Below are 23,101 nucleotides of genomic sequence, written 5' to 3'. Positions count from 1 at the left end.
ATCCGCCGCCTGGCCCTGATCGTGTCCACGGCCTCCCGATCAGTCCCCGTGGCTTGACTCAGTCATTGAAACTCCAGCCCAAAGCCGCTCCGCCGCCCGCTCCGGCATCTTCAGGCGGCATCCAGTGCCCCCCGAGCGGCTTCCACGAAGAAATCCCGAAGTCTGCGCGACTCGTTTCGGATGGCGATCATCTGCTGTCGGCGGTCCTGCGTGGCCTCACTGTCACCTTCGCAGGCAGCCTTATGAAGCCTCTCCACTGCCACCCAGTATCGATCAATACTGTTGTACAGATCACGAACCCGCTCGCCCACCGAAGCAGGTCCTTCCAGGAAGGCCACGTGCGTAGCGCTCATCAGCACAGCTCGATCACCACGAGCTTGTTGCTGCCTCTCATCGAATACGGCAGGGTCCCCTGCTGCTGCCACCATGTCGCCTAGCTGCGAATGCAGGATGCCGACGGACTTGACGAAGTCTGCGTAGGCCTGCCGACGCTGCATGTGCCGGTCTTGAGCCCTTGCATGGTCCAGCTGTGTCAGTTGGGCCTGGTGGTTCGCCCGCGCTTGAGTCCGAGTCGCAAGCGCTGTAAACCACCCCGTTGTGGCGCTCGCCAGCACGGCTGCACCAGCAGCAATCAAAGTTGCCCAAGTCGCGTTCATAGCCTGGAGGTTATGCGTCGCAACAACAGCGTGGGGGGCGGTTTCACATCGCTCTTGACATGAGCCCGCCATGGGCCGTCCAAGGGCCGTCGGAGGGTGCTCAACGACAACCAACGCTGACAACCTCTGACAGCTAAGTCGCAGGTCGCAGCGTTGATCCATTACACGGCCGCAGGTCAGGACCCTGGCCCACCACTTCTTCGGCTACTGTTCGCACACCGCAGCGCTTGACTCGCCCATTGAAACTCCCGCCCAAAGCCGCTCCACCGACCTCAGCTTGAAGATCGGCGCCCCATCGGCCTGCAATCCGGGAAGAAACGTGCTCCCACCGGGGGCAGCTCTGGATACGGCAGAACCGTGTTTCGCCCGAGGTCTGAGATCCTTCCCTAGGAGCGGATGTGGTCAACTCCACTTCCTAGCAGGCGGGTTACCGCTGGCGGAAGACAGGACGGCGGTAACGTGACGTCGACCACACACCGCATCCTTGACCGGGAGCCACTCCGCGATGTCCGGCCTTACCGACGTGCCGCGCGAACCTCAACCCGAGACCGCCGACAGTTACGAACCGTGGGTGGGCGATGTCCTGCATCACCTCGCATACGAAGATCAGCGGCTGTCCGAGGACGACATACGCACCCCCCTCCCCGAGGAATTCGTGTTGACCTGGGAGGGCGTAGCCTCGATCCTCTCCGCCGCCTGGAAGACCGATAAGAAAGAACTCAAGTGGACCCTATTTGTCGAAATAGCCCGGCAGGTCAGATATGCCGGTGACGGCGCATACATCTTCCACCAGCAGTACGGGACACCTGACCGATACAAACGGTACGTACGACTTGAGCATGTGTTCACCGCGGAATCGGGTTCCACCTGGGGCAACCTCGTTGAAGATGTCATTGAAACCCTCAAAGACCCAAAACAAGAGTACGGATGGAGCCTAGAGCCCGCTCAACAGCACGAATACGCGAACAGCGTTATCACCTACCGGCGGGACGTCGCGACGGCGGAACGCCGTATCCGCAGGGCTCTTCTGTCGCGGTGGCTCCGGCTGGTGCCGCTTGTGGTGATGCCGCTGGTTCTGGCAGTGGTCGCATGGGGAAACCTGTGGCCGGAAGCCGTGCCGGACCTGCGCACGTTCAACATCGTGACGATCGCGGTGATGCTGGTCTTGGTGGTGGTGTTCCTGGTCGGCTACTTCCTGCGGGTGAAGGACGAGAAACACGGCGTCAGGTCGGTGTTCCTGCTCCGCAGAGATCTGGAAATCATCCATGACCGGTGGACCCTCAACGCCTCAAAGACACGCCCGACGACGGAACGACGGGACGGCTACCGGGAGCACATACCGCGGGTCATAGATCGTCTACGGCGGGATACACGGTTCTACCGGCGTATTCACAACTGGTTTCAGTGGGGGGTGTTCTTCGCATCGGTGGCGACCACGGCGACTACGGCTTTCTGGGAGACCCCGCAGCCGGGTAAGACGATCCTGATCATGCTGGGGTCGTTCCTGGCATTCGCTACCGCGGTGACGGGCTATTTCAAATTCCGTGAGCGGGCGTACAACCTTCAGCAGACCGCGGACCAGGTAGAGCAGCACGCCACGGCCTTCGATCTGGGAATTGCGCCGTACGCGGATGCAGACGCTGCGGTGAACCTGGAGCGGTTCGCGGAGAACGTGGAGACGCTTCGGATGGAGCAGCGCAAGCGGGAACAACAGTTGGAACAGCCGCATCAGGGGCAGGCCGACGTCATCTGACCGGCAGCAGGGCGGCCGTCAGCACGGCCAACCCGAACGACGCGGCACCTCGTGCGAGGCGGCGTGGGAGGCGTTGGCAGGGCTAAGTGAACACGCACCTGTCTCCCTGGTGAGTGTCTAACTGCGTGACAATCACGGCGCACACCCGCGAACAACCGTGGACGTCAGCAGACCATCCATGCAGGTGTCAGGCACAGCAGCCTAAGGACACTGGGCACCCCAAGTTGCTTCGGGACGAAGAGGTCCGGGGTTCAAGTCCCGCATCAGTGGACCAGATCAGAAGGCCCGCAAGTCCACCTGCGGGCCTTCTGCGTGCTGCCCTCTGGGCGGCACGGATCGCGTGGCTCAGCGAGGCGCATACGCGACGCGCTCGAAGGGCCAGTCGCGGGCCAGCCAGTCGCTGACGACCAGATAGACCTCGGCATCGAGCGAAGCATGGTCCGCCCGGACCCAGGAGCGGACGTCCGTCACACCAGGCTCTTGACGTGAGCCGTATACGTAGACACAGCCGATGACTTCATCCCCCGGGACCGACAGGACGGTGTAGGTGAAGCCGACGCGCCGGTCGAAGTCCTCCGCGTGCTGACGCAGGTCGTCGAGGTTGGCCTCCAGGGTCATGCCCTCTGGCGGCGGCCAGGAGCGGCCGGCGAAGTCGGGATTGGCCCGAATGTGGGCGATGCTGGAGGTCCAGGCGGCGTGGTCGGCAACATTGTGCTGAGGGCCGAGGGGCTCCAGGCGGAAGCGGTCAGTGGCAGGCGGGTCCGGCAGGGCGAAACTGGGGGCCACGAGGAGCTGGTCAGGTGAGGTCATCGCGGGAGGGTATCTCGGACCCCTACTGATCTATCGCAATTTTTGGAAGGCAGCACCGACAGCCGTCGTGACGACCCCTGACATCCAAGCCTGACATCAACGTCTCCGGACAAGCGTGGACCTACGCACGCCGAAACGGTCGTCGCGACAACGGCCTACGGCACCAGGACTGGCCTCCGACCGAACTCCTAAAGCGGGTGTCGCAATTTCGAATCCTGCCGGGGGCAGCGGTCGAAAGGCCACCTACGGAGATCCGTAGGCGGCATCCAGGTCCGGCAACGGGGGCCGTCACTGACAGGCGCCGGGCCGAGAAGAACACCCCAGCGGTGCGCATCGCGGCATCCGCAGGCAGGGCGTCACCGCCGGCGCACCTCGGTGTCAAGGGCAGAGCGGTCGGGTCGGTACGTGCACCGGAAGGCCGGCTTTTTCGTCGCCGCTGAATCCCTGGTCGCCGATCACTTGGCACAGCTCGCGCCGCCAGCTCTCGGGATCGAGGCGCAAGGGTCCGCCGGTGTTGATCGAGTTCTGGTAGATCACGGATCTGCCGTCCGGAGTGATGTCCCAGAAAACGTACGAGTCGTCCCCCAGGTACTTGCCGGCGGGCACGCGACCGAAGTCGTAGGACTCGCGGTAGCTGCGCCTGCCGACCTCGTAGATCCGCACGGAACTGTTGGCGGCCACGGCGAAGCCGCCCTCCCCGTCGATGAACCGGGCCGCGTACGGAATCGTGGCGGTCTCGACCACGCTGCGCAGCGGCCCCAGTTCCTTGCGCAGCGGGTAGCGCCGCCACAGTTCCACGATGCCGCCGCTGCGCAAGGCGGCGAAGTAGCGACCGCTGGGATCGAACTGCAGGGCGGTGGTGTCTTCGGGCACGTTCACGGTCGTCTTCGTGCGTCCCGTGGTGAGGTCGACGACACGGACCGTCGGGTCGTCCGAGAGGAGCACGGCCACCTGGTCGTCCCCCGGGTACCTGGCGACCTCCACCGTCGGCGGAGTGCTCGCGCCACCGCTCTTGGCGATGAGGGCCTTGACGTCGAAGTGGGCGAGTTGCCTGCCCGTGCGCGTGTCCCACTGCTGCACCCGCGTCCCGGACACGGTCACGAGGTGTGCGTCCCGGTCGAAGAAGTACTGGAACTCGGATGTGGACGGCGGTTTTGGGACGGTGATCCGGGCTGTTTGCCGCAAGGTGGACACCTTCCGTACGGCGATGGTGTCCTCCGCGACCCAGTCGGCCAGGAGTGTCCGGTCGGCGTTGAGCACGAGCTGGTACCCGTCCTTGGGATACCAGATCGGTCGCGGGCGGCTCGCCGCGGCTGTCGGCGGGTCGCCCGCCCTGCTTGTGACGGAGCGGACCTGCAGGCTTGCACCGTCGTCGACGAGGCTGACGGTCCTGCTGCCGTCCGCGGTGAGTTTCTGATCGCTCACCTTGACGACGTTGGGCTCGGTGAACAGTTCGACGTAATTGATCGACGCTTCGTCGTGTGCGGCGACGAACAGTCTGCCGCCGCGGGACACCAGGTCCCGGGCGATCGCCGACGTCCCTCTGGGCCGGACGGACTCGCTGATCGACTTGCCCTGGAAGAGGTCCGTCAGCGACAGCCTTCCCGCCGTGCTCGTGACGACGTACCGCCCGGTCGAGTCGACGCCTCCGAGTCCGCAGTCCCCGTCGTCCCCGACGTAGCGACGCCCCTGCAGGGCGCCGTCGGAGATCCGCCGCAGGGTGAGTGACTTGGCCGAATCCCCGTCGCGGCGGCAGACGACGACGGCTGACCGGTCGCCCGAGACCAGGAGCCGCTGGGCGTCGCGCACGACGGTCCGCCTCCTGCCGGTGGCCATGTCGACGGCGAGCAGAGCGACGCGGAACTTGTCGTCCTGCACCTGAGAGGTCTCCACCAACAGGTGCCGGCTGCCGGGGTCGATCCACAGGTTGCCACCCATGTCCGGGGGTGCTGGAACCCGGCCGCCGACGGTGCCGCTGTCCAGGTCCCACCACATCAGGTGGTTCCCGTCGCGGACGGCGACGGTCCGTCCGTCCTCGGACATCGCGAACCCGCTGCTGCTGTCCATGTAGTTGATCAGGTCCTTGGCCTTGGGCAGTTCGTGGACGGTGCCGATGACGCGTTCGGCGTTCGGGTGCACCTCGAACCAGCCGGCCGACCCGTCCGCGCAGACGAACGCGACCCTGCTGCCGTCGGCCGACACCATGGCCATGATCAGCTGCTTACGGGAGAACTGTTCGCTGCGCACCGTGCCGGTGAGGGCACTCACGAAGAGGGTCGCGCGGCCGAGGGCCGACCTGGCGAAGACGACGTTGCCGTCCCGGCTGGTCTGGAACTGCTGCATCGTTCCCAGCAGACCGGAGAGCACGCGGGTGGAATCCGAGAAGGCCAGGTACTTGCGTAGCAACTGGCCACGCGCCTCCGCCGTGGGCGAGGTCTCATACGCCGCGAGCGCCAGCTTCACCGACAGCACCGGATCGAATTCCGCCTGGTCCTGCGAGAATTGGGCCAGAGCGCGGGAGTCGGCGAGAGCCTGGCGTTCCTGGCTCTCCTGCCGCGCGTACGCGAACATCGTGCCGAACAGCAACGCGAGGACCGCGAGAATGCCGAAGCCGGACCTGAGCGCCCGGCGTCTGCGGGTGCGTGAACGGTGATGCGCGCGGCCGAGTTCCAGGTACTCGTGCTCGGCGGCGGTGAGTTCGGCACCGCGTTCGTCCAGCCACGGTTCGGCACTCGCCAGAGCGACTGCGGTCGGCAGCAGTTCGGGTGGGCGTCCCCCGTCGTCCCAGCGGCTCCTGTCATGCCGCAGGGATTCCCGCCAGACCAGGAAGGAACGGTCTTCCGCGGCCCAGTCCGCCAGCTTGTCCCAGCTGGAGATGAGGGCCTCGTGGGCCAGTTCTACGGTTTCGGCCCCATGGGCGTCCCGGCCGGTTACCAGGAGGCGGGTGGTGGCGAGCCGTTGCGCGACCCACCACTCCGCGTCGTCCAGTTCTTCGCGGGTGACCACCCGCCGGGTGACACCGGCCGATTCCAGGGGCACGCGGACGAGCTGAGTGAACAGCCGCCGCGCCGCCTCCTCGTAGGACTCCGGGACATGGGTGTTCCAGACGTTGACGAGGTGGTCGTGCAACGCGCCGGCGACGCCACCGATCCTCTCGTACGCCTCATGGGTGAGCCGTCCGTGTGTCTGCTGCTGCTCCCGCCAGAGCTGGTCGAGGGCGAAGCCGAGCAGGGGCAGCGCGCCGGGCTCGGTGCCGGTGTCGTCGAGGATGCGGTCGACCAGGTGGGCCTCGTACTGCACGCCGGGGGTGGCGTCCACCGGCAGGGTGACGACGTCACGGAGCTGGTTGGGGTGCATCGGGCCGAGGGCGTACGCCTGCCGCCCGTCGAACGCGCGACCGAGACGCGGGTGGTCGAGGACCGCGCCCAGGAAGTCGGCCCGCAGGGTGGTCAGCACGCGGACCGTGTCCGGCAGGGTTTCGTCGAACAGCACTCCGGCCAGATCGTCGACGGCCGCCGCTTCGCGGGCGAGCAGTTCCTCGAACTGGTCGAGCACGATCAGCAGTCGGCGGCTGTCCTGCCGGACCAGTAATCGGCAGACGGCATTGGCCATGCCGCCGGTTTCGACCAGGGTCCGGGTGAACTCCGGAAGGTGCCGGAGTCGGTCCGTCTCGGACCGTTCGGGCTCCAGCAGCGCCAGCAGTTCCAGGGCCAGGCCGGCCGTCGGGGTGCTGCCCGCGGAGGGCCGCAGCACGATCACCGAGGTGTCGTCCGGCCGCAGCCTCGGTAGGACTCCGGCCAGGGCCAGGGAGGACTTGCCGGAGCCGGAGGGGCCCACGATCGCGGTCCAGCGCTCACCGGCGACCATACGGGCGACCGCGTCGGACTCCGCCCGGCGGCCGTGGAAGACAGCGGCGTCGGCCTCTTCGAAGGCCTTGAGCCGGCGAAACGGCGACGGCGGCAGCGCCAAGTCCCGCAGTTCGGGCCAGGCGTCCAGCAGGTCGGCCGTCGGGATCAGATAGCTCGCCGGGGGCTCGCCTTTCTCGGCCAGCGCCATCATGCCGACGACGCCCCTGAGTTCTTCGTCCCACACCGGGCTGCCGCTGAAGCCGGCGGACACGCGGTAACCGGCCCCCTCCAGATCGGCTTGAACCCATCCGTCGGCCTGCCGCGCGCGGAGCACGGCCGAGTGCCATACGCCCCCGCGGCGGCCCGCGGGCAAGCCGAAGACCCTCGCAGGGTGCTTCCACACATCTGGTTCATCCACCAGGCGGATGGGCCGACCGCCCCGCACCACGGCGTCCAAGCGCAGCACGGCGATGTCGCCGGCGCCGGACGGCCTCGGGGGAATCCAGCACTCGACACTCGCTGTGACGTCCGGCGCGTCGGACGCGGCATCGTCCGCGCTTCCGGCCGGGGCTCGCAGGAGGGGCAGCTTCAATGCGATGCGGGCGTCGGCGGCGGGCTCGGTTTCCAGGGACGTACCAAGCGCCGCATTGATGACATGCGCGCAGGTCAGAGCCAACTCATCGGTGACCAGGAAGCCCAGCCCCACCGGTTCGTCCCGTTGGCCTTGGATCTGGAGCACGGCCGCTGCGAGGGCGCTGGTGCCCGCGTCGGCGGCAGGGTCAGGCGTCGGCCGGCCCGGCCGCTCGAACACCGTCACGGAGCGGGCTCGTCTCCCGCCGTGGCACCGGTGGGATCCGCGGAGGGGCGGTGCCAGACGAGCGAGACCTTGAAGTTGGCCTGCGCCGAGGTGCTGGAGATCACCACATCGGCTTCGGCCGACAGAGCGAGACCGAACTCGACGCTGATCTCGTCGGGTCTGCGGGTCATGCCCTGGAAGCCGTCGACGACGTTCTGGGCGACCGGCCTGACCGCTGCCACCATCTCGCCCAACGAGCGGGTGGCCCGCGCGACGACCTGTCCCGGCCTGGCGACCCTGACCAGGCCGTCCCCGTCCGCCTCGATCTGGACCTTCACCATTTCTGGCTGTCCGTCCGCCCCGCTGACCGGCACTTCCACGAAGTAACCCACCGCTCCCCCTTCGACCACGCCGAGTCCCCGTCGGTCCTGCTGCCCCGCACGTTCCCGTTTTCATCAACTCCCGCAAGGGGCACAGGAGTTATTGAATCGCGGCAGGACGATCCCGTGGAAGTACCGCGACCGCCGCAGTTCACCGGGTCGCTCAAGCAGGGGCTCGGATCGTGGTGAGAGAAGGCGTGGTTCCGCTACGCGGGCAGGGATCGAATTCCTGTCGTCGACGGGATGGTCTTCGACGCGCTGTACAGGGGGCAGCCGCGGTCGGCACCCATGCATGGCGGGTGCGGCGGAAACTCCGTCGAGCCCGATCCCGCGACGGCTCTACCCTGGCCGCATGGCCCACGGAAAGACCTCGTACGTTTGCCTGCCCTGCCGGGCCTCGTACAAGCAGCCCTACCCCGGCTACCACGACCACGACCGGGTCTGTCCACGCTGCGCCGAACCTCTGATCCATGTCGGCTCCGCCTTCGCGGCACCCAAGAGGCGGGACGCCGCCGCCTGGCGCACCCTCTCCGTGCTGCTGCACGCCGGTGTGCGCTTCCACAAGAGCTGCTGCGGCGGCCCCGGCTACCGCCCACGCACCCTCAGCGAGGTGCGCGAGCGGATGGTCTACGCCCGGGCCACCGGAGAACCGTTCGCTCAGGCGCTGGTCCGCCGGAACCTGCCCTAGCGGCCTGAACGGGGAGGGGCGTTTCGGGCGCCCACCCGCGTGCCTGGAAACATGGGCCGGACGCAGCTGAGCTGAGGACTGCGCACCCGCCGCACGCACAGGACCATCGAGAGGACCGCTGATGAAGCGTTCGGCGCCCAGCACCGGTTGGAAGCACAACACCAAGCCGGCCGCCGCGCTCGTAGCCCTCGGTGGATTTCTCGCACTGTCGCTGTGGCTCGGTGACGAGCTGTGGCACTTGTCCGCGTACTGGCCGGCGTCCGGCATCGGATTCGGCGCCACCGTCGGCGTGCTGCTGCCTGTCACGTTCACTGCCGCCAGGCGCTCCTTTCGCCGGGTCTCCTCTGGCGGAAGCAAGTATTCGCCCCGGTGGATCGTGGCCGGCGTCGTGTACGCGGCCGTGGCCCTGGTGAGCGCGTTGGCCGTATCCCGTGCGATACCCGGCAAGGGCTCCTCGGGCTCCTGCCGCAGCGAGTGGCAGCCTTGCTGGGTGAACCACCTCTATCCGGGGGCCTTCCTTGTGACGCTTGGCAGCCTCGTCGCGACGGTGGCCGTCATGCATGGGCTGCCGAGCTGGGTGTCCCGACTGCGCGCCCTCTCCCGGCGGTAGTTGCCGAGCGCGGCGGCGGGCGTGGCCTGACATCGAGGGATGCGGCCGTCGGACCGTCGGCGTGCGATCGGCCTGGCAGATGTCCGCCACCGGCCGTCGGTGACGGCGCAAGAACGCCGACGCCTCGAAGACCAAGCGGCCGCGCCGGGAACAGCCGGCCCGCCCGGCACGGTTGCATCGAGCGAGGGACCGGTGCCGCACGGCAGGGGGCAGAGACCTCGCGGTCGTCCGCACCGGGATCTGGGCCTTTGAGTCGCGGTGGGCCCGCCATGCATCCGGACCAAGACTCACTTCCGCAGGAGGACTGCTTCATGACTGACCGGCCGTTGACGCTCATGGCAGTACACGCCCACCCCGACGACGAGGCCACCGGGACCGGAGGGGTCTTGGCGCGGTACGCGGCGGAAGGCATCCGCACGGTTCTCGTGACGTGTACCGACGGCGGTTGCGGTGACGGACCGGGTGGTGTCAAGCCGGGCGATCCCGGGCACGACCCGGCGGCGGTCGCCTCGATGCGCCGTCGGGAACTCGAGGCGAGCTGTGACGTCCTGAAGGTCAGCGATCTGGAGATGCTGGACTACGCCGACTCCGGGATGATGGGCTGGCCGAGCAATGACGCCCCCGGATCTTTCTGGCAGACCCCCGTGGAGGAAGGCGCGGCTCGACTCGCGGAACTCATGCGGCACTACCGGCCCGATGTGGTCGTCACCTACGACGAGAACGGCTTCTACGGCCACCCCGACCACATCCAGGCGCACCGCATCACGATGGCGGCGCTGGAGATGACCGAGTCGGCACCGAAGGTGTACTGGACCACGATGCCCCGCTCGATGATGCAGCGGTTCGGCGAGATCATGCGCGAGTTCCACGAGGACATGCCGGAGCCCGATCCTGCCGAGGCCGCCGCGCTGGCCGAGATCGGCCTTCCCGACGACGAGATCACCACGTGGGTGGACACCACCGCGTTCAGCGGCCAGAAGTTCGACGCGTTGGCCGCGCACGCCAGTCAGGGCGAGAACATCTTCTTCCTCAAGATGGGCAAGGAGAAGTTCGGCGAGTTGATGGGCGTGGAGACCTACGTACGGGTCCAGGACGCCACCGGCGCGGCCGTACCCGAGAACGATCTTTTCGCCGGACTGCGCTGATCCGCCCTTGCGGCCGGCCGCAAGGGCGGCTGACCGCGACCAGTCGGCGGTCCGGCTGCGCCCGGTGGTGGACAGGTGCCTATTTTCGGGCAGGGCGTGATCCGGTCAGGCGGTGACCCAGTACGTGCGGGTGTTGGTGAACTCGCGGATGCCGGCGGCGGCCAGTTCGCGGCCGTGGCCGCTGCGCTTGGTGCCGCCGAAGGGCAGCCGGGGGTCGGAGGCGACGATCGCGTTGATGAAGGCCGCTCCGCTGGTGATCCGGCGGGCGAGGGCGACGCCACGGCTCGGGTCGGCCGTCCAGATGCTCAGGCCGAGCCCGTACGGCGTGGCGTTCGCGAGCCGTACGGCGTCCTCGTCGTCCCGGGCGACGGCGAGGGCGGCGAGCGGGCCGAAGGTCTCCTCGTCGAAGGCCGCCATCCCCGGGCCGGTGTCGCCCAGGACGGTGGGCCGGTAGAAGTAGCCGTCGCCGGGCAGGGGCGTGCCGCCGGGCAGGGGCGTGCCGCCGGTCAGGAGGCGGGCTCCGGCGGCGACGGATTCCTCGACCTGTCGATGGATCGCGGAGCGCAGGTCGTCGCGGGCGAGCGGACCGATCTGCGTCTGTCGTTCGCGCGGGTCGCCGACGCGCAGGGCTTCGGCACCGGCCACGAAGGCGGCGGTGAACGCGTCCGCCACGGACGCGTCGACGATGAACCGTTTCGCGCATACGCAGCTCTGCCCGGAGTTGGTGAAGCGCGCCTTCACCGCGGCCGCCGCGGCCGCTTCGACGTCGGCGTCGTCCAGGACCACGAAGGCGTCCGACCCGCCCAGTTCCAGCACCGACTTCTTCGCCGCGCGCCCGGCCGCCGAACCGACCGCCGAGCCCGCCCGGTTGCTTCCGGTGAGGGTGACGGCCGCGACGCGGTCGTCCTCGATGAGCCGCGTGGTCACGTCGGGCACGTCGGTGTCGGCGATCACCAGCGTGGTCACCAGGTGCTCGGGGAAACCGGCTGCGACGAAGAGGTCCTGGAGGGCGAGCGCGCTGCCGGTGACGTTGGAGGCGTGCTTGAGCAGGACGCCGTTGCCGGCCACCAGGGAGGGGACGGCGAAGCGCATGACCTGCCAGACGGGGAAGTTCCACGGCATCACGGCCAGCACGAGGCCGGCGGGCTCGTAGGCCACCCAGGCCTGTGCCCCGTCGATCTCGACGCGCTCGTCGGCGAGGATGCCGGGGCCCTGCCGGGCGTAGTACTCGGCCGTGACGGCCGACTTCTCCACCTCACCCTCGGCCTCGCCGACCGGCTTGCCCATCTCGGCGACGACCAGGGAAGCGAGGTGGTCCTTGTGCTCGCGCAGGGTCTGAGCAAGGCGGTCGGCGCGCGCGGCCCGCTCGGTGACCGGCACCAGGGCCCAGGCACGGCTCGCGGCGTGGGCCCGTGCCACAGCGGTTTCGACACGGTCCGCGTCCCAGCCTTCGTACGTGGCGATCGGCTCACCGGTGGACGGATCGACGGTCTGCAGGATGCCGCTCATGCGGTGGGTGCCCCTCCCTTGTCGTGCTCCGAGAGGTGCTCGAAGGTCTCGCCGGTGGCGGTGATGGTGCGGGTGACGTCCCGGCCGCCGTAGACCCAGTAGATCCGCATGACGCCCTCGCCGCGGTTGAAGAAGCGATGCGGTGTCCCGGCCGGTACCCAGGTGGCCTGGCCGGGCTCCAGGTCGAAGAACTCGCCGTCGATCTCGGCCGTCGCCTCGCCTTCGAGGATCAGCACCGACTCCTCGACGTTGTGGCTGTGCAGGGGCAGGCCGGTGCCGGGCTGGAAGACGGTCTGGCCGGTCGTGATGACGGCCTGCGCCGAGTTCCACTTGCCGACGTAGGGGAGGGTGGCCACACCGCCGCCGCGGTCGAAGCGTTCGACCTTGTCGGGGTGGATGAGCAGGTTCGGCGGGGCGGGCTCGGTGCACATGCGGCGGCTCCGATCGAGAGGTCAGGAGTGGTGGAACAGGCGACGGGAGAGCGTGTTGATCTGGCTGCCGGGGACGACGTACTTCGCCGCGGCCTCGCGCCAGACCTTGAAGTGGGGTGCGGCGCGGTGGGCTTCCACGGCGGCCTCGTCGTCGTAGATCTCGTGGAAGACGAAGTGGTGGTCGTCCTCGAGGTCGCAGACCACGTCGAAGTAGCGGCAGCCGGGCTCGTCGGTGAAGGACCGCTCGGCGTTCTCCTCGATGGCCTTGAGGAAGTCCTCACGGCAGCCGGGCACGACCTGGAGGGACACGGTCAGGGCGATCATGCGGGCAGCTCCTTGGGGGTGGCGGGGGTGGGCAGGGGTACGGCGGTGGCGTCGGCGATGCGTGCGAGGGAGGCCCAGGTGTCGTCGACGAGCGTGATGCCCTCGGTGCGCAGCCGCTCGGCGGTGCGGATCTCCGGCTCACCGGGGACGAAGATCTCGTCGGTGCCGGGCGCGGCCGGGGTGGACTTGGTCTGCTCGATCAGGGCCTCCATCCGCTGCTCGAACGCGGCCGGGTCGGCCATCGACCGGATGTCGACGCAGATCAGCAGGTGGCCGACGCCGCTGCGGCCGGTGGACCGGTAGGGGCCGACGACCCCCGAGCCGTAGGCGCTGCCGGTCAGCACGCCCGCCAGTACGTCGATCATGAAGGAGATGGCGTAACCCTTGTGGCCGGCCATCGGCAGGATCAGGCCCTCGATCGCATGCCGCGGGTCGGTCGTCGGCACGCCCTCGGCGTCGGCCGCCCAGCCCTGGGGGATCGGCTCACCGCGTTCCCTGGCGTGGTAGATCTTGCCGCGCGCCACGGCTGTGTTCGCGATGTCCATCACGACCGTGCCGTAACGGCCGCCGGGGGCGGCGATCGACCACGGATTGGTGCCGACTCGCTTCTCCTTGCCGCCCCAAGGGGGCATGGCCGGGCTGGCGTTGGTGGCCAGCAGTGCCACGCAGCCCTGTTCGGCGGCCCTGCGCGTGAAGTAGGCCGCGGTCCCGAAGTGGCCGGAGTTGCGGACGGCGATCGCGCTGATGCCGTGCCGACGGGCACGCTCCACGCCCAGGGCCACCGCGCGGTCGGTGAGCACCTGGCCGAGACCGTCACGGCCGTCGACCACGACGACGGCGCCGTTGTCGCTGACGACGTCCGGGTCCGCGACGGCCGCGGTGGCCCCGCTCGCGAGGCGGTCGAGGTACCAGGGCAGGCGCAGCATGCCGTGGGACGCGTGTCCCCACAGCTCCGCGGTCACCAGCGTGTCCGCGAGCAGACGGGCGTCCGCGGGCGGAACGCCGTGTGCCTCGGCAGTGGCGGCGGCGAAACCCAGCAGGTCGGCGGCACCGACGGTATGCGGCATGAGGCAGCCCCTCACCTAGGGAAGCGATGTATCCACATCTGTATACAACACATTGCGTGGAGACACCACAGACCGGGAAGCACCCCGACCCGGTGCCTTCGGCGGACCGTGAAGGGTGTCTCAGCCTGCGACGTCCAGCGACACGTCCGTGCCGAAGGTCAGATCCTGGCTGGTCAGGCTGTCGATGAGCGCCTGCAGGGTCTGCGCGAGGTGGTGCCGGCCGGCCGCCTCCGCCGCCTGGGCGTCCCCGTGCGTGACCGCCTTCAGCATCGCGCGGTGCTCCTCCAGCGAGGTCAGCATGCGGCGCGGGCCGCTGTGCGAGAGGTGCCGCAGGCGTACGGTCTGACTGCGCAGGTCGCGGATCGTGCGGGCGAGGTAGGGGTTGCGGCAGGCCGCGATGACCGCCTGGTCGAACGCCTCGGTGATGTCGTAGAACTCCTGGTACGAGCCCGCCTGCGCGGCGGGATCCAGCGCGCGGAAGGACTCGTCGAACACCTCAAGCCGCTCCAGCAGTTCACGGAACGGCGCCAGCACCCGCTCGTCGGCCGAGCCCGCCGTGGCGACCGACGCGGCCGCCCGTGGCTCCAGCAGCATCCGGAACTCGAACAGGGCACGCACACCGCCCAGGGAGATGCCGGCCACCCGGGCCACTTCCCCCGGCACGAAGTCCACCAGCCCTTCCCGGGCCAGCCGCCGGATCGCCTCCCGCACCGGCGTGCGTGAAGCCCCCAGCTCCTCGCCCAGCTGGACCTCACTCAGCTTGGCCCCCGGCCGCAACCGGAGCGACTCGATGTCACCCTTCAGCCGCTCGTAGACCGCCTCGCTCTTGCCAGTCGCCCGGGCCATGAGACTCCCTGTCCATCCATGCGCACACGCTTCTGTATACAGACTACGGCCGGCGATGTGCCCACCCATCGAGTTCCACCGGCAAGCCCGCACGCACGCGGCGTCTAGCTGTCGTCGCACAAGAAAACTGAGAGGCGCCGTGCGGGCGCCTCTCAGTCGTCGTCGAGGGCGAGGAGAGCGGAGGAACTTGAGTTCATTTGGAGTAAATGAGAAGGAAGCCCCTTCATGGCCTCGCCGTCGGCAACGCTAGCACTCAGGCCGGGATCAGGTCGCGCAGATTTTCGAGGGTGATGATCCGGGAGTCCGGGTGCAGTCCCTCGGGACGTTCGAGACCGATGTACGTCACGGGCTCCTCCGGGACCGGCTCGCCGTCCCACAGGTCCACGGTCGTGGTGTCGCGGGACATCAGATCGATCAGGTACCTCGTCGTCAGCTGCTCGCGCTCCACGAGGGCACGCACCACCTTGGACACCGACACCTGGTTCTCCTCGACCCGGTTCGCCTCCGAGATGCCCTTCAGATACAGGTGCAGCCACTTCGCACGCCACGTGCCGTCGTCCCCGCGCTGGAAGACGAGAGGCAGTGCCACACGGCCGACCCCCCGCAGCTCCGACTTCATCCGCACCGTGCGCGGCTCGAACGGACGGCCCTTCTGCTCACCGTCGCGCAGCATGAACCCGAAGAACGACTCCTCGGCCTCCTCGAAACCCTCGCCCGCGTAGATGTTGACCTGCGGAACGATGTACGTGCTGCGCACCCGGTCCAAGGACAGGTCGATGAACTCGGAGGCCCCGTCGGGCGCCTCGGTGACATCGCCCGAGTGCCGGCCCCCGACGGCCTTGAGCGACGTGTAGGAGAGCCAGGAGTCGGTGCTGTAGTCGCGGTGCAGAAGCAGGGCCGACAGGTCGTAGTCGGTGCGGACCTCGGTCTGCTTCCAGTACACGAAGAAGCGCAGCAGTTCGCCCTCGACCTGCGAGACCGAACCCCGCGGCAGTACGCCGAATCCAGCGGCGGTCGCCCGGCCGCTGAGCGGGAGCGCCACGTCGAGGATGTCGGGGTCGAGCAACAGCCGGCCCGGCACCGGGAGCCTGCGGCGTATCTCGGCGTCGAGGGCGGCGATCAGACGATCGCGGTCAGCGGCCGGTACCGGAGACCGGTCGTCGGGGGTCACCCAGGCGCGGCCCCGGCGGTTGACGAAGATGCGGGGTGCGTCGGTCTCCCGCTCCCGGTTGTGGAAGTGCTCACGGACCGAGAGGACGACCCGGCCGGAGACCTCGGGAGCGACCTCCACCGCGGCGGCCACCACCGCGTCCCGCTCCTCCTGATCGGCGGCGATACGCAGCAGGACGTCCAGGGTGCGGAACAGCTTGCCGGGAGCGGACTTCAGCAGTTTCACCGCACCGGTGACGTCGAACTCGTCGAGCAGCTTCTCGACGCGGCTGTCGAAGGACCGCGCCTCCTTCTCGCCCCGCGCCACGGCGAACACGTCGGCGGCGTGCGGCCAACGTGGGTAATCGTGTGGATGGAGACGCTCGCCGAGACGCTTGAAGGGCTCCCGGTGCGCGTGCACGTCGGCGAGCTTCGCCGGGTTCGCCGCGACCACGGCGTCGAGACCCGCGAGCAGCGCCCGGCGGACCGGCCGTGGCAGCGTCCGGAACCGGGTCGGCTCCTGGAGCGTGACATCGCCGCCCGACAGGGCGCAGGCCAGGCGCAGCACGTCGGTGACGGTGTCCAGCAGGAGGTCGGCGCCGGCGACGAGGCGGGCCTCGTTGACGACCGCCCGGTTCTCCCGGACGGGGATCGACTCCGGCTGGGGACCGAGCGCGCACCGCTCGGCGAGGGTCCTGAGATCGCGCAGGTGGTCCTCGCCCAGGGGTGTCGTGCTGCCCGCCAAGGCCAGGTAGAGGTCCGTGAGTTCGTCGTCCAGGTCCCGTCCGAGGTGCAGGACGGTCACCCGGTCGCCCGCCGAGGCGATCAGCTCGTCCTGTGCCGCGAGCATCTCCTCGTAGGTGTGCTGGTAGCGGCCGTAGGCGGGCAGGCTCAGCAGGTTGAGGACCCCGTGTGTCAGCTGCGCCAGCACGTTCTCGCGCGACCTGTCGTCGGCGAGCGCCTTCGCCACGCACCGCATCCAGAACTCTTCGGTGTCCGGCACGTTCGCCGGGAAGTCGATGAAGTACGAGTTGTGCCGGACGTGGTCGCCCACCATCTCGCTCACGGTGGCCAGCGTGCGCCGGGCGATGTGCACGACCGCGGCCTCGGACAGCCCTGACAGCCGCTCCAGCAGCTCGGCGGAGAGCTTGAAGCCCACGGAGGTCAGCGCCGCGTCGAACTGCCGGGCGGCGGTGGCTCCTTCCCCCGCGGATCCCTTGGGGGAGGGCAGGCGATGGGTGTGCCGGATGACCAGCGATTCGAAACTGTGCGCCATTCGGGGATGATCGCAGAGGTGCGCGAGGCGACGCACAGGAGTTTTTCGCACGACGCCGTGCCCCGGGGCCGCCGGTGAGCGGGCATCGGCCGACGTCCGTCAGGGACGCACGGCCAGTGGGTCGAGGAACGTCAGTACGGAGGCGTCCTCCTCGATCAGCGGAGTGAGCGCGGCGTTGAACGGGCCTCCGTACGGGGCGTTCAGGTGTGCCTGGAAGGCGTCCTCGTCGCGGTAGACCTCGAAGATCCAGTAGGCGCGCGGGGCGGCCGCCTTCGTGTAGACGTCGAAGGCCAGGTTGCCTTCCTCCTCGCGCACCTTCAGGGCGTAGTCCTGGATCAGGCGGGCGACCTCGTCCTCCGCTCCCTCCCGGGCGGTGAATTCGGCGAGCAGGGTCTTCGTCATGGTCTTGCGTCCTTGTCCGTGGGGTTCAGTGGGTGGAGTCGAGGTGCCGGGCCGTGGAGGCGTCCGGCGTGAGCCGCGTCAGCTGGTCCCGCCAGGGCGGGTTGGGGCCGGCGACCGAGCAGGTCAGGGCTGCCACCTGCACGGCGAACAGGCAGGCGGCCTCGACGTCGGCGATGCGCAGGTCCGTCAGTCTGCCGCCGAGGAGTCCATGGGTGCCGAGGTGGTGCAGCAGGCCTGCCGTGAAGGAGTCCCCCGCACCGACCGTGTCGACGACCGGCGTGGCCACCGCCGGCACCCGCACCCGCTCCCCGTCGAGTGATGCCAGGGCTCCGCCGGCGCCGCGCGTGATCACCACGAGCCGTGCCCCCGCCGCATGCCAGGTGTCGCACGCCTGCTCGGGCGGTGTTCCGGGCAGGAGGAGATCCAGGTCGTCCTCGCTCAGCCGCAGCACGTCCGCGAGGCCGCACCAGTGCGCCAGCCGGGCGCGGTAGACCTCGGGGCGCACCAGGAGCGGGCGGACGTTGGGGTCGATGCTGATGGTGGCCCGGGGAGCGGCCGCTGCCAGGAAGTCCTCCACCACCGCCGCTCCCGGTTGCCGGACCAGGGCCAGCGAACCGGTGTGCACACAGGCGGTGCCGGCCAGGTCCACCCGGGCCAGTTCCGCGGTCGTCCACTGCCAGTCGGCGGTGGCCTGGGCGTGGAAGGAGAACGCGGCCTGGCCGTGGGCGTCCAGTTCGGCCACGGCGAGGGTGCTGGGCTCGGCGGCCTCGACGGCGTGCGAGAGGTCCACGCCGGATGCCTCGAGGTGGGCGCGGAAGAGGCGGCCGAACACGTCGCCGGACAGCCGGGCGAGGAAGCGGGACGGGGTGCCCAGGCGGGCCAGGGCCACCGCCGTGTTGGCCGGCCCGCCGCCCGGCAGGACGCGCAGGGCGAGTTCGTTCCGGGCGGGTGCGGGCTCGGTGAAGGCGTCGGCGACACATTCTCCGAGGACGGTGATCTGGCTCGGGCTCATGGGCTGCTCTTCTCTGGGGACGCGCGGCGCGGAAACGGGCACGACCCGGGCATGGCGAGGGGCGGCTTCGGGGCGGGCGACCGCCGAGGGGCGTTGCCGATTTGTGACGAGTGCAAGGCATTGACGTTGCCGGTGAGCGGAGTCCATCATCCTCGCCAAGCAGTGTCAACGATGACATCAGTCATCGTTGACATCGCGGGACGGCAGGCCCCGCTGCCGACCACCCCGCCCGACATCCCGCTGGAGTCGTTCATGTCACGCACCTCTCGTCTGCCCTCCTCCCTGCTCAGAGCCGCCGCGTGCACGGGCATCGCGGCCCTCACCCTGACCGCCTGTGGATCCGGATCGGGATCGGGCAGCACGAGCACCGGCTCGGGCGAGGTCAAGGTCGGTCTGATCACCAAGACGGACACCAACCCGTTCTTCGTCAAGATGAAGGAGGGCGCGGAGAAGACCGCGAAGGCCGAAGGCGTCAAGCTCATGACCGCGGCCGGGAAGTTCGACGGCGACAACGCCGGGCAGGTCACCGCGATCGAGAACATGGTCGCCGCCGGTGTGAAGGGCATCCTGATCACCCCGAGCGACTCCAAGGCGATCGTGCCCGCGATCGAGAAGGCCAAGGCCAAGGGTGTCCTGGTCATCGCCCTGGACACCCCGACCGAGCCGGAGAGCGCGGTCGACGCCCTCTTCGCCACCGACAACCTCAAGGCCGGTGAGCTGATCGGCGAGTACGCCAAGGCCGCGATGAAGGGCAAGACCGCGAAGATAGCGGCCCTCGACCTCGCGCCGGGTGTGTCCGTCGGCGTCCAGCGGCACAACGGTTTCCTCAAGGGCTTCGGCGCCACCGACAAGGACGTCGCCTGTGCTCAGGACACCGGCGGCGACCAGTCCAAGGGCCAGACGGCGATGGAGAACTGCCTCCAGAAGGAACCCGGCATCAACGTCGTCTACACCATCAACGAGCCCGCCGCGCTGGGCGCGTACACCGCGCTCAAGGCCAAGGGCCGGGAGAAGGACGTCCTGATCGTCTCCGTCGACGGCGGCTGCACCGGCACCCGGGCCGTCAAGGACGGCAAGATCGCCGCGACCTCGCAGCAGTACCCGCTGAAGATGGCCGCCGAGGGCGTCAAGGCCGTCGTGACGTACGCCAAGGACGGCAAGAAGGCGTCGGGTTACACCGACACCGGGGTCACCCTGATCAGCGACAAGGCACAGGACGGGGTCGCTTCCAAGGACACCGCCTACGGCCTGGACAACTGCTGGGGCTGAGCCGCCGGCTCCCCGCTGTCACCGTTCGACACCCCTCGGCTCGGCGGCCGGCCCCTCCTCCCCGACGGGGACGGCCGCCTCCTCGTCCTCCTGCCGCCCGACAAGGACGGACACGGACTTCTGTCTTCCGACAAGGACCTCGCATGACTGCCACGTCCACGCCTCCCTCCACGTCCACGCCGTACGCCGAGCTCAAAGCGCCGACCGCGGTCCGCAGACTGCTCACCCAACCGACCACCGGCCCGCTGATCGCCCTCCTCCTGGCCTGTGTCTTCTTCTCCGCCTCGACCGACCAGTTCCTCACCGGCGGGAACTTCTCGCTGATCGTCCAGCAGGTCATGGTCGTCGGCACGCTGGCCATCGGCCAGACACTCATCATCCTCACCGCGGGCATCGACCTGTCCTGCGGAGCGGTGATGGCGTTCGGCAGCATCGTGATCGCGAAGATGGCCGCCGAGGGCTCCTTGCCGCCGCTCGCCGCGATCGCGCTGGGCCTGGTCGTCTGCGGCGGCTTCGGCATGCTCAACGGGGCACTCGTGCAGAAGATCCCGCTGCCGCCGTTCATCGTCACCCTCGGCATGCTCAACGTGGCGTTCGCGCTGACGCACATCTACTCCGAGGAGCAGACGGTCAGCAACCTGCCCGGCCCGCTGACGGCCCTCGGGCAGACCTTCCCGCTCGGCAGGACCGACATCACCTACGGCTCGCTGGTCACCATCGCCCTGTTCCTCCTCCTCGCCTACGCGCTGAGCAGCACCGGCTGGGGCCGGCACGTCTACGCGCTGGGCAACAGCCCGGAAGCGGCGCGGCTGAACGGCATCCGCACCTCCCGGCTGACCATCGGCGTCTACACCGTGGCCGGTCTCCTCTACGGCGTCGCCGCCCTGCTGCTCATCTCCCGCACCGGGGTCGGCGATCCGCAGGCCGGGCAGACCGACAACCTCGACAGCATCACCGCCGTGGTGCTCGGCGGCACCAGCCTCTTCGGCGGACGCGGCTCGGTCCTGGGCACGTTCATCGGCGTCCTCATCGTCGGCGTCTTCCGCAACGGGCTCCAGCTGATGGGTGTCGCCTCGATCTACCAGACCCTGATCACCGGCGTCCTGGTGATCCTCGCGGTGACCGTCGATCAGATCTCCCGGAGGAAGGCCCGATGACCACGACCACCACCGAGACCCCCGTGCTGCAGGCTCGCGGTCTCGTCAAGCGCTACGGCCAGGTCACCGCCATCGACGGCGCCGACTTCGACCTGCTGCCCGGCGAGGTCCTCGCCGTCATCGGCGACAACGGCGCCGGCAAGACCAGCCTCATCAAGGCCCTCACCGGAGCGGTGGTGCCGGACGAGGGGGAGATACGCCTGCACGGCGAGCCGATCCAGTTCTCCGGCCCACAGAGCGCACGCGCCCACGGCATCGAAACGGTCTACCAGGACCTCGCCGTGGCGGCGTCCATGGACATCGCCTCGAACATGTTCCTCGGCCGCGAGCTGCGCCGCCCGGGCGTCCTCGGCAGTGCCTTCCGCATGCTCGACAAGAAGCGCATGCGCCAGGAGGCCGCCGAGCACATGGCGGACCTGAAGATCGGCCTGCGCTCGCTGACCCAGGCCGTCGAGACCCTCTCCGGCGGGCAGCGGCAGGCCGTCGCGGTGGCCCGCGCCGTCGCCTGGGCCCGCAGCGTCGTCGTCATGGACGAACCCACCGCCGCCCTCGGCGTCAAGGAGTCCGGCCAGGTCCTCGACCTGATCCGCCGCGTCCGCGACAAGGGCATGCCGGTGGTCCTGATCAGCCACAACATGCCGCACGTCTTCGAGATCGCCGACCGGATCCACGTCCACCGGCTGGGCCGGCGCGCTGCCGTGATCAAGCCGTCCGACTACTCCATGGCGGAGGTCGTGGCCATCATGACGGGCGCCCTCACCGTCGACGAGGCCGGAGATACTGTCGTAGCGGATTCCGAGGCCGCGAAGGCCGCCGGAGTACAGGCCACCTGACAGCGCAACCCCGCTCTCGCATGTTCCGGCCGAGGCCGCGGCCCGGAACCGGGAGCATCCAGGAGACGGTTTACTCCATGGCAGCGAGCCGCCGACCCACCTTGGCCGATGTCGCCCGAGAAGTGGGGGTCAGCGCCAAGACGGTCTCCCGAGTCCTCAACGAGGACGGGCCCGTCTCGGCCCGGACGCGGGAGCAAGTGCTCGCCGCGGTGGCCGAGTTGGGCTTCCAGCCGAACCTCATGGCCCGCAACATCCGCGTCGGCGGTCCGGACACGACCATAGGGCTGGTCATCCCCGACCTGGCCAACCCCTTCTTCGGAGCCGTCGCCCGCGGTATCGAGGACACGGTCCGGGACCGCGGACTGACGCTGCTCATGGGGTCGTCCGCGGACGACCCCGAGCGCGAACGCGCCCTGACCGCTCAGTTCCTCGCACGGCGCGTCAGCATCCTGATCGTCGTGCCGTCCGTCGGCGCCGACCACTCCGACCTCAAGTCGCACCGTACGGCGGGACTGCCCGTCGTCTTCCTCGACCGGCCGGGGGTCGGCCTGTCCACGGACAGCGTCGTCAGCTCCAACCGTGCGGGGGCTCAGGAGGGCGTCGCCCACCTGATCGCCCACGGGCACCGGCGCATCGGGTTCGTCGGCGACCTCCCGGTCAAGCTGTACACCCGCCGCGAGCGCCTCGCCGGCTACCGGGCCGCCCTGCGGGAAGCCGAGATCCCCTACGACCGCTCGCTGGTCGCCAGCGCGCACGATCAGCGGGGGGCGGAGGCCGTGACGGCCCAACTCCTCGAACTGCCCGATCCCCCCACCGCCCTGTTCGCCGGGAACAACATCATGGCGCTCGGCATCGTCGCCGAACTCGCCCGCAGCAAGCGCAAGAACGTGGCCGTCGTGGCCTTCGACGACGTGTCCCTCGCCGAAGCCCTGGAACCGGCCCTGACGGTCGTCGCCCAGGACCCCGAGGAGATCGGCCGCAGCGCCGCGGCCACCGCCCTGTCGCGGCTCGACGGCGACCGCTCCCGGGCCCGCACCCTCACCGTTCCCACTCGCCTGATCGTCCGTGGGTCGGGGGAGCAGCCCGCGCCCAAGCCGTAGGTGGCACGCCCGCGGCCGTTCATGACAAGGCTCCCTCGGA

The 23,101-nt window shown here is 69.1% G+C and carries 20 protein-coding genes; 8 read left to right on the top strand and 12 right to left on the bottom strand.

Annotation, left to right across the window (positions count from 1 at the left end):
* Positions 1-110: 110 nt before the first annotated feature.
* Positions 111-656 carry a hypothetical protein gene (locus ACFY5B_RS33015; RefSeq protein ID WP_389976737.1) on the bottom strand — a complete coding sequence of 182 codons (546 nt, stop codon included), beginning with the start codon at positions 654-656 and terminating at the stop codon, positions 111-113.
* A 505-nt stretch (positions 657-1,161) separates the two neighbouring features.
* On the opposite strand from ACFY5B_RS33015, the gene ACFY5B_RS33010 reads away from it, so the two are divergent.
* Positions 1,162-2,409 (top strand): SLATT domain-containing protein, encoded by a 1,248-nt coding sequence (locus tag ACFY5B_RS33010; RefSeq protein WP_389976734.1) that lies wholly within the window; start codon positions 1,162-1,164, stop codon positions 2,407-2,409.
* Positions 2,410-2,754: 345 nt separating this feature from the next.
* On the opposite strand, the gene ACFY5B_RS33005 is transcribed toward ACFY5B_RS33010, so the two are convergent.
* The 3 genes from ACFY5B_RS33005 to ACFY5B_RS32995 form a co-directional block, all read right to left on the bottom strand.
* On the bottom strand, positions 2,755-3,219 hold the full coding sequence (locus ACFY5B_RS33005; RefSeq protein ID WP_243380671.1) for a GNAT family N-acetyltransferase: 465 nt from the start codon (positions 3,217-3,219) through the stop codon (positions 2,755-2,757).
* Positions 3,220-3,597: 378 nt separating this feature from the next.
* A complete protein-coding gene (locus ACFY5B_RS33000) occupies positions 3,598-7,884 on the bottom strand; it encodes a trypsin-like peptidase domain-containing protein (RefSeq protein WP_389976730.1) in 4,287 nt (1,428 codons plus the stop codon).
* Positions 7,881-8,255, bottom strand: coding sequence for a CU044_2847 family protein (locus tag ACFY5B_RS32995; RefSeq protein WP_389976728.1), 375 nt, complete (start codon positions 8,253-8,255; stop codon positions 7,881-7,883). The genes ACFY5B_RS33000 and ACFY5B_RS32995 overlap by 4 nt, the downstream gene beginning before the upstream one ends.
* A gap of 340 nt (positions 8,256-8,595) precedes the next feature.
* Here ACFY5B_RS32995 and ACFY5B_RS32990 point away from each other — a divergent pair, with 340 nt between their 5' ends.
* The 3 genes from ACFY5B_RS32990 to ACFY5B_RS32980 all read left to right on the top strand — a co-directional run bounded on the left by ACFY5B_RS32990 (position 8,596) and on the right by ACFY5B_RS32980 (position 10,686).
* Entirely contained in the window at positions 8,596-8,931 is a 336-nt protein-coding gene (locus ACFY5B_RS32990; RefSeq protein ID WP_389976725.1) for a deoxyxylulose-5-phosphate synthase, read from the top strand.
* Between the two features lie 121 nt (positions 8,932-9,052).
* A complete protein-coding gene (locus ACFY5B_RS32985) occupies positions 9,053-9,541 on the top strand; it encodes a hypothetical protein (protein WP_389976722.1) in 489 nt (162 codons plus the stop codon).
* Positions 9,542-9,852: 311 nt separating this feature from the next.
* Positions 9,853-10,686, top strand: coding sequence for a PIG-L family deacetylase (locus tag ACFY5B_RS32980; protein ID WP_389976719.1), 834 nt, complete (start codon positions 9,853-9,855; stop codon positions 10,684-10,686).
* Between the two features lie 105 nt (positions 10,687-10,791).
* On the opposite strand, the gene ACFY5B_RS32975 is transcribed toward ACFY5B_RS32980, so the two are convergent.
* The 8 genes from ACFY5B_RS32975 to ACFY5B_RS32940 form a co-directional block, all read right to left on the bottom strand.
* Positions 10,792-12,195 (bottom strand): NAD-dependent succinate-semialdehyde dehydrogenase, encoded by a 1,404-nt coding sequence (locus tag ACFY5B_RS32975; protein ID WP_389976716.1) that lies wholly within the window; start codon positions 12,193-12,195, stop codon positions 10,792-10,794.
* Complete coding sequence (locus ACFY5B_RS32970; protein WP_389976713.1) at positions 12,192-12,626, bottom strand: cupin domain-containing protein; 435 nt, start codon at positions 12,624-12,626, stop codon at positions 12,192-12,194. Before ACFY5B_RS32970 ends, ACFY5B_RS32975 begins: the two co-directional genes overlap by 4 nt.
* 21 nt (positions 12,627-12,647) lie before the next feature.
* Complete coding sequence (locus ACFY5B_RS32965) at positions 12,648-12,950, bottom strand: putative quinol monooxygenase (protein WP_389976710.1); 303 nt, start codon at positions 12,948-12,950, stop codon at positions 12,648-12,650.
* Complete coding sequence (locus ACFY5B_RS32960; protein ID WP_389976707.1) at positions 12,947-14,017, bottom strand: Ldh family oxidoreductase; 1,071 nt, start codon at positions 14,015-14,017, stop codon at positions 12,947-12,949. The genes ACFY5B_RS32965 and ACFY5B_RS32960 overlap by 4 nt, the downstream gene beginning before the upstream one ends.
* Positions 14,018-14,137: 120 nt before the next feature.
* Positions 14,138-14,863, bottom strand: coding sequence for a GntR family transcriptional regulator (locus tag ACFY5B_RS32955; protein WP_389976704.1), 726 nt, complete (start codon positions 14,861-14,863; stop codon positions 14,138-14,140).
* Between the two features lie 253 nt (positions 14,864-15,116).
* The gene (locus ACFY5B_RS32950; protein WP_389976701.1) at positions 15,117-17,288 is read right to left on the bottom strand and encodes a hypothetical protein; all 2,172 of its coding nucleotides are present in this window, start codon (positions 17,286-17,288) and stop codon (positions 15,117-15,119) included.
* 99 nt (positions 17,289-17,387) lie between these two features.
* Positions 17,388-17,690 carry a putative quinol monooxygenase gene (locus tag ACFY5B_RS32945; RefSeq protein WP_389976698.1) on the bottom strand — a complete coding sequence of 101 codons (303 nt, stop codon included), beginning with the start codon at positions 17,688-17,690 and terminating at the stop codon, positions 17,388-17,390.
* Between the two features lie 25 nt (positions 17,691-17,715).
* Positions 17,716-18,702, bottom strand: coding sequence for a carbohydrate kinase (locus ACFY5B_RS32940; RefSeq protein ID WP_389976695.1), 987 nt, complete (start codon positions 18,700-18,702; stop codon positions 17,716-17,718).
* Between the two features lie 252 nt (positions 18,703-18,954).
* Between ACFY5B_RS32940 and ACFY5B_RS32935 the strand changes: the two genes are divergently transcribed.
* The 4 genes from ACFY5B_RS32935 (at position 18,955) to ACFY5B_RS32920 (ending at position 23,061) form a co-directional block, all read left to right on the top strand.
* On the top strand, positions 18,955-19,971 hold the full coding sequence (locus ACFY5B_RS32935; protein ID WP_389976763.1) for a sugar ABC transporter substrate-binding protein: 1,017 nt from the start codon (positions 18,955-18,957) through the stop codon (positions 19,969-19,971).
* A gap of 143 nt (positions 19,972-20,114) precedes the next feature.
* Complete coding sequence (locus ACFY5B_RS32930; protein WP_389976692.1) at positions 20,115-21,128, top strand: ABC transporter permease; 1,014 nt, start codon at positions 20,115-20,117, stop codon at positions 21,126-21,128.
* On the top strand, positions 21,125-21,961 hold the full coding sequence (locus tag ACFY5B_RS32925) for an ATP-binding cassette domain-containing protein (protein ID WP_389976689.1): 837 nt from the start codon (positions 21,125-21,127) through the stop codon (positions 21,959-21,961). Before ACFY5B_RS32930 ends, ACFY5B_RS32925 begins: the two co-directional genes overlap by 4 nt.
* Positions 21,962-22,038: 77 nt before the next feature.
* Positions 22,039-23,061 carry a LacI family DNA-binding transcriptional regulator gene (locus ACFY5B_RS32920; protein ID WP_389976686.1) on the top strand — a complete coding sequence of 341 codons (1,023 nt, stop codon included), beginning with the start codon at positions 22,039-22,041 and terminating at the stop codon, positions 23,059-23,061.
* Positions 23,062-23,101: the final 40 nt, after the last annotated feature.

Origin of the sequence: Streptomyces sp. NPDC013187, assembly GCF_042899705.1 — a bacterium.
GTDB classification, from domain to species: Bacteria; Actinomycetota; Actinomycetes; order Streptomycetales; family Streptomycetaceae; genus Streptomyces; species Streptomyces hawaiiensis_A.
This window is presented reverse-complemented; position numbering and strand designations above follow the sequence as displayed.